The 12,934-nt window shown below is 51.7% G+C and carries 12 protein-coding genes and 1 pseudogene; 2 read left to right on the top strand and 11 right to left on the bottom strand.

Features of this window, described 5'->3' with window-relative positions; translation table 11 throughout:
• Positions 1–70: 70 nt before the first annotated feature.
• Together JK231_RS20645 and JK231_RS25555 are read left to right on the top strand one after the other, a co-directional pair.
• Entirely contained in the window at positions 71–1,216 is a 1,146-nt protein-coding gene (locus tag JK231_RS20645; RefSeq protein ID WP_160833957.1) for an ImmA/IrrE family metallo-endopeptidase, read from the top strand.
• Positions 1,213–1,713: pseudogene (locus tag JK231_RS25555) on the top strand (DUF4411 family protein). Before JK231_RS20645 ends, JK231_RS25555 begins: the two are co-directional and overlap by 4 nt.
• A 37-nt stretch (positions 1,714–1,750) precedes the next feature.
• Here JK231_RS25555 and JK231_RS20630 read toward each other — a convergent pair.
• From JK231_RS20630 to flgK, 11 genes are all read right to left on the bottom strand, one after another.
• Positions 1,751–2,080, bottom strand: a complete 330-nt coding sequence (locus JK231_RS20630; protein ID WP_249221771.1) for a DUF1493 family protein — start codon at positions 2,078–2,080, stop codon at positions 1,751–1,753.
• 80 nt (positions 2,081–2,160) lie between these two features.
• Positions 2,161–2,655, bottom strand: a complete 495-nt coding sequence (locus JK231_RS20625; RefSeq protein WP_034826310.1) for a chemotaxis protein CheW — start codon at positions 2,653–2,655, stop codon at positions 2,161–2,163.
• Positions 2,652–4,739, bottom strand: a complete 2,088-nt coding sequence (cheA, locus tag JK231_RS20620) for a chemotaxis protein CheA (protein ID WP_211729360.1) — start codon at positions 4,737–4,739, stop codon at positions 2,652–2,654. Before cheA ends, JK231_RS20625 begins: the two co-directional genes overlap by 4 nt.
• Positions 4,726–5,625: a flagellar motor protein MotB gene (gene motB / locus JK231_RS20615; RefSeq protein WP_097118270.1), complete on the bottom strand. Its 900-nt coding sequence runs from the start codon at positions 5,623–5,625 to the stop codon at positions 4,726–4,728. The genes cheA and motB overlap by 14 nt, the downstream gene beginning before the upstream one ends.
• Positions 5,622–6,515, bottom strand: a complete 894-nt coding sequence (gene motA / locus JK231_RS20610; protein WP_160833952.1) for a flagellar motor stator protein MotA — start codon at positions 6,513–6,515, stop codon at positions 5,622–5,624. The genes motB and motA overlap by 4 nt, the downstream gene beginning before the upstream one ends.
• Before the next feature lie 83 nt (positions 6,516–6,598).
• Positions 6,599–7,177 (bottom strand): flagellar transcriptional regulator FlhC, encoded by a 579-nt coding sequence (gene flhC, locus JK231_RS20605; protein ID WP_211729359.1) that lies wholly within the window; start codon positions 7,175–7,177, stop codon positions 6,599–6,601.
• Between the two features lie 10 nt (positions 7,178–7,187).
• A complete protein-coding gene (flhD, locus tag JK231_RS20600; protein ID WP_097118267.1) occupies positions 7,188–7,529 on the bottom strand; it encodes a flagellar transcriptional regulator FlhD in 342 nt (113 codons plus the stop codon).
• A gap of 311 nt (positions 7,530–7,840) precedes the next feature.
• Positions 7,841–8,569 (bottom strand): RNA polymerase sigma factor FliA, encoded by a 729-nt coding sequence (fliA, locus tag JK231_RS20595; RefSeq protein ID WP_097118404.1) that lies wholly within the window; start codon positions 8,567–8,569, stop codon positions 7,841–7,843.
• Positions 8,570–8,689: 120 nt separating this feature from the next.
• Positions 8,690–10,327 carry a methyl-accepting chemotaxis protein gene (locus JK231_RS20590; protein ID WP_211729358.1) on the bottom strand — a complete coding sequence of 546 codons (1,638 nt, stop codon included), beginning with the start codon at positions 10,325–10,327 and terminating at the stop codon, positions 8,690–8,692.
• A gap of 50 nt (positions 10,328–10,377) precedes the next feature.
• Positions 10,378–11,274: a flagellar hook-associated protein FlgL gene (gene flgL, locus JK231_RS20585; protein WP_160833950.1), complete on the bottom strand. Its 897-nt coding sequence runs from the start codon at positions 11,272–11,274 to the stop codon at positions 10,378–10,380.
• Between the two features lie 11 nt (positions 11,275–11,285).
• A complete protein-coding gene (gene flgK / locus JK231_RS20580; protein WP_097118264.1) occupies positions 11,286–12,920 on the bottom strand; it encodes a flagellar hook-associated protein FlgK in 1,635 nt (544 codons plus the stop codon).
• Positions 12,921–12,934 lie beyond the last annotated feature (14 nt).

Genomic DNA, 12,934 nt, shown 5'->3' with positions numbered 1-12,934 from the left:
TGGTCAGGTATTGAACGACTCAAAGCTTGCGCACATACTCTCATCACATTCATTGAACGCCCGATGCCTTATGACAATTGCCAATATTAATCCTGCCATGCTCAGTTGGTCCCGCGAACGGGCAGGTTTTACCCTGGATAAATTGGCACAAAAGTGCGGCATCAGCCTGGAACGTCTACAGGAATGGGAAAGTGGCCAGCAACCCTTAACATTCAATCAGGCAATGGCGTTTGCTGGCAAAGTACATGTTCCCTTTGGCTACCTTTTCCTGCCCCATCCTCCCGAAGAACAACTGCCCATCCCAGACTTGCGCACAATTGGCAGCAAAGGGCCACTGCGCCCAAGTGCTGAATTGATCGACCTGTTGAAAGTTATGCTGATGCGCCAGGAATGGTACAGAGAGTACTTACAGCAACAGTTAATTGCGGCACCCAATATTAGTGGGCGTTTTACCGTCGGCAGTTCAGCTAACGCGATAGTTGAGGATATGCGCCACAAGCTTAATCTACCGGCGCACCCAACACGCGGTACCTGGGAGAGCTATTACAATGAATTGATAAAGCGTATCGAAGATCTCGGTATTCTGGTAATGCGAGCGCCTTATCTCAATCATCATACGCGTCCTTTCAACGTGGATGAGTTTAGAGGATTCGCCATTGCGGATGATTTTGCTCCCATTATTTTCATAAATCATGCAGATACACCCGGCGCTCGACTATTTACGTTAATTCATGAGCTTGGTCATATCTGGATTGGACAATCCGGTGTTTCTGATGGAGGCACATCAACTCACAGACAGGAAGAAATCCTGTGCAATGCCGTTGCTGCCGAATTCCTGGTTCCGGCGAGTGAATTCCTCTCTTTATGGAATACCTATAAGGAAAACTGGCGCGAAAATCTTGCCCCGCTGGAAGGGCATTTTCATGTCAGTTGTTGGGTCATCGCCCGCAGAGCTTTGACACTTCAGTTGATTTCCCATGAGGATTATCAGCAATTTATCCAAGAGCAGAAACTTGCCCATCAACAGCGCAGTAAAAATGATAGCGGCGGTCCCAGTTATTTCAGAACGAAGAAGGCACAAATAAGCCCCTCTTTTTCTCGTGCTGTCTTAAGCCAGGCACTGAGTGGTCAAATGTTATTACGTGAAGCCAGCGATTTGCTGGATGGTATGCAGCCTTCCAGGCTATCAAAATTTGCAGAGGAGATGGGGCTTTGAAATATTTGCTGGATGCAAACACTTATATCATGGCGAAAAACTTTTATTACGGAATGGATATTTGCCCCGGCTATTGGGAATGGCTGGATAGACAGTTTGCATTCAACATTGTCGGCAGCGTAGACATGATCGCCCGCGAATTACGAGACGGAAATGATGAGCTATCAGACTGGGTAAAAGCGAGGCCTGCACATTTCATTGCTAATGATGATCATGATACCCAGCTGATTTTTTAGCAAATAGAGGAAGGTGTAATGAAAGCCGATTTCAATCCAGGGTCACGCGATTTATTTCTGGCAAAAGCTGACCCATGGATTATCGCAAAAAGTAAAAGCATCGGGGCTACCGTTATCACGCATGAACTTCCTCTGCCTGCCAACGCACGCAAAGTGAAAGTGCCCAATATCTGCCGCCAATTTGGTGTTCCTTGCATGACCACATTTGAGTTTTTAAGAAAGCTCAACGCGCGTTTCGTGCTGGAACGGCACGATTATTAACCGCAACTGCACGTGAAGTGATCGCGGGGCGTTGGTATTACTCATACAGCCAACGCCCTGCTTTGGCGGATTCAATCAGCATACCCAGGGTAAAGTCCGGCACCACCGGGACTTCTCGCTTATTGAAGGGATTCAGGATCTGCGCCAGTGACGGTTCTTCCGGATAGTAGGTATCAATCATAAATCCGCCGCGATCCACCTCGAATTCGCTGAAGAACTCGTCCATTAATGCCTGCGCTTCTTCGCGCTCGAAGTTAAGATCGGTATCGATATCGATCTGTGGCGTCAGCGTTTTTTGTTTAAACAGATAGACGCCGTCGTAGCGACGTACTAATTCGTAGATACGCTGGTCGATTTCGTCGGTCATGATCCACCTCCTGTTAAACGAGCGGCTATTCTGCCATGCAATCTCATCCGCCTGGTAGCGTAAAAGATAGCGCGGTGCCGCTACGCTAACGCATCGGTCACAGCATCCATGGCATCCAACTCCTCACGGCTTAGCAGTTTCTCAATATTCACCAAAATCATCATACGATTATCCACCACACCCAGACCCAACAAATAACGGCTGGAAAGCGCTGCCGAGACATCTGGCGTGGGTTTGATCTGCTCGTGATCCAGTGACAACACGTCCACCACGCCATCCACGACAATACCGACAATGCGGTCGCTGAGATTCAGCACAATCACGACGGTGTTCTCATTCTGGTGAACCACCTGGAGGCTGAACCGCACGCGCAAATCTACAATCGGCACGATGACACCGCGCAGGTTGGTCACACCGGTGAGAAAGTCCGGCGCATTGGGCACGCGCGTCGCCCGGTCGCAGCCACGGATCTCCTGCACTTTGAGAATATCGATGCCGTACTCTTCATCGCCGAGACGAAAAATCAGATACTCCTGCGCTGCCGTATCACTCTGAAGCGCTTTCGATAATGTCATGCTGCTACCTCCTGTTGGCTGACACGCAGACGGTCAGCGTTTTCCTGTGGATGCGCTAAGGTTGCCAGCTCAACCACATCCAGAATCAGCGCCACGCTGCCATCACCGAGAATGGTGGCAGCAGACACGCCGGTCACTTTGCGATAGTTTTGTTCGAGGTTTTTCACTACCACCTGCTGCTGGCCAATCAGTTGATCGACCCACAGCGCGTAGCGGCAGCCGGCACTCTGCACAATCACCACGATGCCGTTATCACTCGGGGCTTGCCCGCTTACCGAAAAACGCTGACGCAGCATCACCAGCGGCAAATACTCGCCGCGCACCTGCAGCAAACGTTCGTCACCCACATAGCGGTACAGCATCTCCTCCTGCGGCATCAGCGATTCCATCACCGCACCCAGCGGCAACACATAAATCTCCTCGGCCACTCTGACCAACATGCCGTCGAGGATCGCCAGCGTCAGCGGCAACAGGATGCGCACTGTGGTGCCCTTGCCCTGCCGCGATTGCACTTCCACATGGCCGCCCATCGCCAGAATATTTCGCCGCACCACATCCATACCCACGCCGCGCCCGGAGACATCGGTGACACTTTCTGCGGTGGAGAATCCGGCGGCGAAGATGAGCATCCACACTTCGTCATCGCTGAGCGTGTCGCTAATGCTCATGCCCTGCGAGCGCGCTTTGGCGAGAATTTTTTCCCTGTTCAAGCCCGCGCCATCATCCGTTACTTCGATCACGATATTGCCGCCGTGATGTTCAGCGGAGAGCGTCAGATTGCCGGTGCCCGGTTTGCCCTGGGCAATGCGCTGTGCTTTGGCTTCAATGCCGTGGTCGAGACTATTGCGCACCAGGTGAGTCAGCGGATCGATAATGCGTTCAATCAGGCTTTTATCCAGCTCGGCGGAACCGCCTTTCAGCGTCAGCTCAATCTCTTTGTCGAGACGCGAACCGAGATCGTGCACCAGACGAGGAAAACGGCTAAAAACGTAGTCCATCGGCATCATACGAATCGACATCACCGACTCTTGCAGTTCACGCGTGTTGCGCTCCATTTGCGCCACGCAGTTGAGCAACGCGTCATGATTGGCGTTATCCAATGTTTGGGTGAGCTGAGACAGCATTGCCTGGGTGATGATCAGCTCGCCGACCTGATTAATGATTTGATCGACTTTGCTAACGGCAACACGAATGCTGCTGGATTCCTGGCTGGCCGCACGCGGCGCGGTAGAAGGCGTGGGTGCCGGGGGTATAGACGTGGCCGTAGACGTGGCTGGCGCCGGAGCAGTAGAAGTGCCCGGGGACGCGGTTGGCGCCGGAGCAGTAGAAGTGCCCGGGGACGCGGTTGGCGCCGGAGCAGTAAGCGGCACCGTAGATGTCGGCGCAGAAGGTGCAGCCAATACGGAAGCCGTGGGCTCGGGTTCCGCAGTCAATGTGGGGGCAGCAGGTACGGCGACCACCGGTTCAATAGCGATCTGCGTGTCATTCAGCACAAAACCAAGCACCGCACGAATATCGTCGGCTGGCGTAGCGGTGGCGAGCACCACTTTCAGGCTTTTCGACGTCTGCTCCTGATGGCGCAGCGATCCGAGGTTTTCCAGCTCTTGTCTGAGCAGCGTTTGTTCGCCTTCTTCGACATCACTCAGCGTAATGCATAATTCAGCTTCAGCGGCATCACCTGCTATCGCAGCTGGCTCGGCAGCCTCAAGCGCAATCTGCCGCAGGGCTTCGCAGATGTATTGAAAGCGCGCCTCATCGGGCGGCTGAGACGCGCGGTACGCGGCAAGCTGGTTTTGCATGATGTCTTTGCTCTCCAGCAACAGCTGAACCGTTGCCCGGTTAAGCCTGCGTTCACCGCTGCGCGCCTCATCCAGCAGGTTTTCCAGCAGATGGGTGGTTTTCTGCAGCGCATCAAAACCAAAGGTACCCGCCCCGCCCTTCAGCGAGTGCGCGGCGCGAAAGATGGCATTGAGCTGCTCAATATCGGGCGCGGCAATATCCAGCTGCAACAGGTGCAGTTCCATCTCTGCCAGCAACTCTTCAGCTTCACTGAAAAATATCTGCGAAAAATCATTCAATTCCATCGGAGTGTCCTTCAACAGGCTGAATGGAGGCATCCTGCAATAGGGCATCAGGGTGCTGCGCGAGGGTATTTTCCATCTGGATCTCCTGCTCTTTCATGTGGCTGAGGACAAGAATGCTGATGCGGCGATTACGCGGATCCTCTGGTCTACTTTCTTCCAGCGGCATACGGCTGGCGGTGCCAATCACCCGCAGAAAACGTTCATCCGCCAATCCGCTATGGGTCAGCACGCGTCGCGTGGCGTTGGAACGTCCCGCTGACAGTTCCCAGTTGCTGTATCCACTGACACCGCCCGCGTAGGGCAGCGAATCGGTGTGGCCGGTCAAACTGATCGCATTCGGCAACTCGTTGAGCAGCGGCACCAACGCCTCCAGAATGCCCAACATGTAGGGTTCGGGCTGCTCGCTGCCCAGCTTGAACATCGGGCGCTGTTGCGAATCGGTAATCTGAATCAGCAGACCATCCTGCGTGAGCGTCAGCAGCAGATTTGACTGGAAATTATTCAGTCGGGGATCGGTGGCAATCATCTGCTGCAGTTTCTGTTTTGCCCGCTTCAGGCTCTCCATCTGGCGCTTTAACGCATCCAGCCTGCTTTTATAGACTTCGCCCTGCTGTTTAATCAGATCGTCCCCGCCGCCGGGAATGACGCTGTCGCTGAGGCTGGCTTTGTTGCCCTGCGCCAGCGTGGTTTTTAACGGGGTGCGAAAGTAATCGGCAATCATTTCGCGTTGCTGCGCGGTGGACTGCGACAGTAGCCACATCACTAAAAAGAACGCCATCATCGCGGTGATGAAATCGGCATAAGCGATTTTCCACGTCCCCCCATGATGCGCATGTTTATGCTTTTTACGGCGGCGAACGATGATGACCGGGCTGCCGTCCTTCATGCGCTGGCGTCCGACGGCTTCATTTTGCTGGCGTTCGATTTCACGCTACGCACGTGCTCTTCCAGCTCTTCAAAGGAGGGGCGTTCGCTGGTGAAGATGGTTTTGCGACCAAATTCCACCGCAATCTGCGGCGCATAGCCATTTAGGCTGGAGAGCAGCGTGACTTTGATGCACTGCAAAATTTTGACCTGATCGCTGCTCTTCTGTCGTAGTAGCGTGGCGAGCGGCAATACAAAACCGTACGCCAGCAGGATGCCAAGGAAGGTGCCGACCATGGCGTGGGCGATCAGCACGCCCAGCTCGGAGGCCGGTCGATCGGCGGCGGCCAGCGCATTCACCACCCCCATCACCGCCGCTACGATTCCGAAAGCGGGAAAGCCATCACCCAGCGTGTTCATGCTGTTAGCCGGCACTTCCAGCTCCTCTTCGCAGGTTTCAATCTCTTCATCCATCAGCGCTTCGATTTCATGCGCATTCATGCTGCCGGCGATCATCAGGCGAAAATAATCCAGCACGAAATTTTTTAGCATGGGGTCATTGAGCAGACGCGGATAGGCGCTGAAGATCTCACTGCTTTCCGGTTCTTCAATGTCCTTCTCCAGCGACATCAACCCTTGCATGCGACTCTTCGACAGCAAGAGGAACAGCAAAGCCATCAAATCCATGTAAATCGCTTTGCTGTAGCTGCGGCCAACAAACAGCTTTACCAGCGCTTTGCCCGTGGCCTTCAGCGACTTAATATTGTTGCCCACCAGAAAGGCACCCATACCCGCGCCACCAATGATCAGCAGTTCGATAGGTTGAAACAGCGCGGCCATTTGACCGCCAGCCAGCATAAATCCGCCAAACACTGTTGATATAACAACAAGATAGCCAAAAATAACTAACACGATTGCTCCTTGTATTATTGATAGCCCGCGCCAGACTGGCCACGGGCGTATGACTTTCTTGTCACTGAAATAGGGCTAGCGCCTCAGGCAATGACCGGCATAAAAGTGGCGGCGGCCTGAATGTGCCGTTGATTAACGTGGTCAACCTGAGATTTTTTACTGGCGCGTGAGGGTGGGCTGCACAAACTGCAGGTAAAGGGTTTCTTGATGTTCTCGGTGATCACCACATATCCCCCCTGACAGATCCGGCACGCTTTACGGGAAATAATGCCGCACTCAATAAAGCGAACTAACGTCCAGGCGCGCGTCAGACCTAATATGGGCTCCTCATGACTCTGACCGTAACACTGTTCCAGATAGAGCCGATACGTTTTCATCAACACGTTAATCGGCGGACCTTTTTCCGTCACTTTCAAATACAGGTAGATGTTATAAAACATCGACGAGTGAATATTCTGTTCCCACGACATAAACCAGTCTTCGGAGAAAGGCAACATGCCTTTCGGTGGTGGGCATCCACGTAACTCCTTATACAAGCGTAATAGTCGTCGTCGACTTAGAGATGTCTCAGATTCTAAAACCTGCATACGTGCTCCGAGAGAGATCAACTCCATGGCGATTTGAACGTCATGCACTTCCTGCAATAAATTTCTTTCACTCATTCTCGCCCCCTTAATCCACAGCCATAGGTTCTTTATTAATTGAATTAAGCAAATCCGTCGACAAGATAATGCCGGTGTGAATTTTCTGCAGAGCCTCAATCCGCGATTCTTTCGTGAGATTCTCAATCAAGACTTCATCATCAATGCGTAAGCGGCAAATTAATTGATTGGTCGAGGCCAGCTTCATCAATTGGGGTAACGTCAGCGCCTTCAAATTATCAGTGGTAGACTCCGATAATCCAAGGCGAAAACCTGCCGCAAATTTATCCTGTCGAATTAATTGTTGCGCCAGTAGAAGGTAAGATAAATTCATATCGTGGATATGCTGAAGATACTCATCAAAGTCAGACATTGATAACACCTTATATTTATCGTGCAAAGCAGAGGTCATTAAGAGAGGAATATCCATTCCCCATGTGATGCTGATAATCGTGTGGTCGTAGGGTGAACATTTTTGTGACTATCGATCATCCCAACAGCCGACGATTGAGCCGCATCCAGCAATGAAAAAATGATAGCCATCAGAAATTTCCGTAACAACACGTCAGAAAACCCTCACATGAAAAACCCAACTAACCAAATGATTAATAACGATAATAATATTATTAATTGTTATTAATTATCGATGATGTCCTTTTACAACTTTGCAGGTGCTGCATCACTTTAGATTGCTCCATCATAATCCATTCGACTACGCAAACGTTTTATTGCCAGACTGTGAAGTTGACTCACTCGTGTTTCCGTAATGTCGAGAAGTAAAGCAATCTCGCGCATATTGAGATCATAGTGATAATAAAACTGTAAGATGCGCTGCTCCCGCTCAGGAATATAACGTACGTAGTCAGCAATACGCTCAATCAAATCCTCCTGAATAGAGTGATGCAGGGGGTTCAGCAAGGCATGTTCTTCATCAGCTTGTTCCCAAAGATCGGCATAATGCTCTTGCAATTCATCCATGGAAAAAAGTTGGCTGTTGTTATTATCTGCCAGCATCTGTTGAAAATCCCGCAGCGATACGCCCATTCGTTCGGCAATATCTCTTTCACTGGCACTGGCGCCCTGCTCCTGTTCAATTATCTGGATAACCGCAGATATCTCACGCGAATGGGTTCTGACCCGACGCGGCACCCAATCACGTTCTCGCAATTCATCGATTAACGCCCAGCGCACGCGTTGTGTAATCCAGGCGCTGAGCGTGACACCTTTCTTCGCGTCATAACTGTCAACCGCAGCAATAAATCCTATCGCACCTGCCTGAATGAGATCATCGAACTCGACGCTAGCCGGTAATCTTTTTTGCAGGCGTAACACTTCCTGCCGCACCAGATAATGGTAGGTTAGCCACAGTTCGTTTTTATCATTCAGACCGGATGCATTATATAACCTATCCATATTGCCACCCATCTGATAGTCTTGTTATTAATTATCAGCTGAGCGTTATTATTTATATAGCGCAATAAGCTCTTAGTACCTGGGCTATTTAATCTCTTTATTTCACTAATGGATAATACGTTAGAACGATTCCCACTGCGTATTCTCTTTTTCCGATATCAGATCCTGATGGCGGTTATTCACTTTATTGACCAAACGAGCCGGTTGTGCGGAGCCTTCATGAGTTAACACAAACTGTGCCACCAGCTTCTCCAGCGCGTCGGACTGCGCTTCTAATCCACCAGCCGCCATCGCGGCTTCTTCCACCATCGCCGCGTTCTGTTGAGTCACCAGATCCATTTCGTTTACCGCCTGCGAAATCTGGTTGATACCGGTGCTCTGCTCATCTGACGCTGAGGTAATTTCCCCCATAATCTGCGTCACCTGCGCCACCGAGCTGACGATATCCTGCATCACGACGCTGGCCTGTTTCACCTGGCGCGATCCCGTATCCATATTGCTGACGCAGGTGTGGATCAGCTGATTGATCTCTTTGGCTGCATCAGCGCTGCGCCTGGCGAGGTTACGCACCTCTTCAGCCACCACCGCGAAACCACGTCCCTGTTCACCGGCGCGTGCCGCTTCGACTGCGGCATTCAGCGCCAGGATATTGGTTTGATTAGCAATGCTGTCAATCACGCCGTTGATATCGGCGATTTGGCGCGAGCTGACGGTGATCTGCGCCATGATCTGCTCCAGACTTTGCATCACATTGCCGCCCTGCTGCGCATTGTCGCTGGCACTAACCGCCAGCTGGCGCGCGGTGTGGGCGTTGTCGGCATTCTGCCGCACCGTGGTTTTGATCTCCTCCATACTGGCGGCGGTCTGCTGCAACGAGGCTGCCTGCTCCTCGGTACGCGCAGATAGATCGCTGTTGCCCTGGGCAATTTCCTGCGCATTGGTATGAATGTGCTGCACACTCTCACGAATACTGAGAATGGTGCCGGTCAGCGACACGCGCATTTGTTCCAATTCGCTCAGCATAGTGCCGATTTCATTGGCGCTGCCGATCTCGACGCGGCGGCTCAAATCACCTGCCGCCACGCGTTTCAGTACCTCAACCGTGCCTTCCATACGACGCACCAGCGTCTTGCGCAGCCAGATACGCACACTAATCAGTAAGAGTGCCGCCAGAACGGTAACGCTGATCCCAATCACCAGCATGGTGCGGTAATTGCTCGCCGCGTGGCTGACATACTCCTGATTCTGCTTAAAATTAATCTGGTTATAGCCCTCAATGCGTTGATTCAATGTGGTGCGCAACCCCAGTTCACTTTCCAGTGAACCGCGATAACTCTCCTGGCGCTGGAGCTGATCCAGTTTAATCTGCACCACGTCATACACCGCTTTAAAAGCGGTGTTCACCTCTTCGGCGACTTTGGTTTCCTCTTCGCTGTTGAACGGTGAGCTCATAAACTGCTGCATATCTTCTTCAGCGCTTTTCAGGATCAGCGCCGTGGTTTGCAGCAGCGTTGGCGAGGCCGTTTCTCCCTGCGCCTGCAGCAGCATAATGCCGTTGGTGTTAGCCAGTGCTGCACTGATGTTATAGGCAGCATCGCGCATCTGATTATTACTATACGAGGCGATCTGTATTTTATTAAAGTTCTCGTTATTGGAATAAGCGTTAAATAGCGAAAAAGTGACGGTAGAAAAGAGGACGACAGCAAACATCACGATAATCAAGCTGACCGCAGTGTAGATTTTTATTTTATTAAACATAGGATTTACTCTCGCGCTACACGATGATATTGAGAATCAGAAAGGTAAATTTATAATTTATTGAACAAGTTCATTTTTTGCATCGACTGAAAGACCATCATCGACGCATTTAACGCATATTCAGACATCTTAGAATCCATAATTAACGATGTCATGGTGCCGTAATCTGCGCCAATCGCATTTTGTACTTTGACGATGGTGTCATTGATCAAACTCTCACCGCTTAAATCGAGGCTATCAAGTTGCTGCAGATGGGTGCCCAGTTCAGCCTGCGCTTTGCCCAATCGATCCATGCCTTTGTCGACCGCCTGGCTGGCAGCGCTCAGGGCTTTCTCCAGTTCGTCTCTGTCGATAGGATCACGGCTCAACTCCGCCACCGCCTTATCCAGATCGGCAAAGATGTCACCAAATACCGCATCGCCCAGTCGGCTAACCGACATGCCAGTGCCATCTGCTACGGTTTGCTGGCGCGCTTCGCTACCGCCCTGATAATTTCCTGCCGCATCAAAGGGTGCAGTATCACTATGATAACCCGAGAAAATATAGCGTCCCTGACTGTCGCGCGTATTAGCAAGATCAAATAAGGTGCCGCGAATGCCGGATAACTCTTTTCCCAGCGCAGCGCGGTCTTCTGCGGAATAGGTATCGCTTTTCGCCGCGATGATTTTCTCCGTCAGGCTGGTAGTGATGATACTGCCGACGCTGCTGAGAATACTCTCCTCGTGCTCCATGGCACTGCGCGCGCCGGATCGCACGCTGCGGTACAACTCCAGTTTTGCCAGCGCGTCCTGGTTTTTTACCGCGTCGGTGGCACCTTGCGGATCGTCTGATGCGCGTAACAGTGATTTACCTGCCGAGAGGCGCAAGTAAATATTGTTATTCTCACTCACACGCTGCGACATACTTTCCGCATTCTGTTTGAACATATATAAAGTGCTTAATCGCATCGCTGACTCCTTTATTTAATCGATAGCAGCGTGTCAAATAACGTGGTGGCGGTTTGCAATATTTGACTGTTGGCCTGGTAGTACTGCATAAACATCTGCATATTCACCATCTCTTCATTCATATCAACGCCGCTAAGCGACTGTTTGGTGTTGAATTTGTCATCGAGATCTATTTTGGCCGATTCCAGTCCGGAATTAACCGCGCGCGCATTGGAGCCGATGGTGCCAACCAGTTGGGTATAGGCATCGGTGAGCGTATTTTTGCCGATCAGTTTTTCATCCTGAATTTTCAGCATCAGTTCCAGATTTTTGTTATTGGAACTGCCGCCAGCAGGATCATCAGAGGCGGCAAATTTGCTGGCGCTGTCCAGGGCACGGCCAATCCCTTCAGCAGCACCGGCCATCGGATTGAGGCTAAAGCTGTCGCCCGCATTCACGCCAGCAGGTAGATCGATTTCCACGCCGTCAAATGACAGCATGCCGCCCGTCACCGTCGCCGGAACCGTGCGACCATCCGCACCTGTAACATGCCAGTCTGTGCCATCAAAGCTGACGTTATAATCTTCGGCATTCACCGCTTTGTAGTCGGTAACACGGATGGAATCGAGCCGGCCGCTGCCGGTGTTTTGGCTATTAGCGAGGGCTTTGATCTCCGGCAGCGAGAACAGATCCTGACCGGGATTGCCGTCCGCATCGAAGCCCGCATGGTGCTGTTCGTTTAAGCGGCTCGCCATCATAAAAGCGATATGGTTCAACTCATTGCGCGCCACCGCCAGATCGTCATTACGGAACTTAAATAATCCGGCGAGACGGCCTTTGGTGACGCTGGTTTCACTCAGTGGCTCAGGCTTGCCATTGTGACCCACGTAAGAGACCACGGTTTTATTGGGATCGCTGGCTGACGGCGAGGTTTGTAACTTATAGGCGCGATCACCGGCGATAAGGGGGCGCCCATCAGGCAGAGTCACATCCACACGGCCCGAGGCTTTGTCTTCAGTGACCTCAACACCCAGCTGTTCGCTGAGCTTTTCCAGCAAGCCATCGCGTTGGTCCAGCAGATCAGCGGGGGGATTACCGCCCTGCGCCTGCACTCGCTCCAGCTGTTTATTGATATTGGCTAACTGGTCGCTGTAGCTGTTGATGTCCTTCACGCTCTGCTCAATGTGCGTGTTGGTGCTTTTCTCCAGCCCAGTGAGTTTTTTACCGCTGTCGTTAAAGCGCTGCGTTAATACACCCAGCGCACTAAATAGTGCGGAACGCGCTGGCCCATCAGAAGCATCACCGCTCAGCGTGGCCATGGCCTTGAACAGATTGTTAAGTGAAACCGAGACGTTGTCGGATTCGTCGCCGAGCATGTTGTCGATTTCAGACAGTTGCTCCTGTCGCCCTTTCAGCCCGGCCCAGTTGCTGATAGAGCCGCGCAGTTGTGAATTGGCAAATGCGTCATAAGCGCGATCGACGCCATTCACCTGGGCACCGTAACCAAAAAAGCCCAGCGAGGTATTCATGCCGCCTGATTCACCAATCAAAATATTGCGGCGGCTGTAGTTGTCGGACATGCCGTTAGTCAGATTACTGCCCACCACACTCAGGGCCGCCTGACCGGTGCTTAAACCACTTCGGGCTAAATTAAACAGGTTGTTCATCGCTATCCACCGCT

It is taken from the genome of Pantoea sp. JGM49 (assembly GCF_018257655.1).
Taxonomy (GTDB): domain Bacteria; phylum Pseudomonadota; class Gammaproteobacteria; order Enterobacterales; family Enterobacteriaceae; genus Pantoea; species Pantoea communis.
The sequence above is the reverse complement of the archived record's forward strand: the minus strand, read 5'-3'. Positions and strand labels throughout refer to the sequence as shown.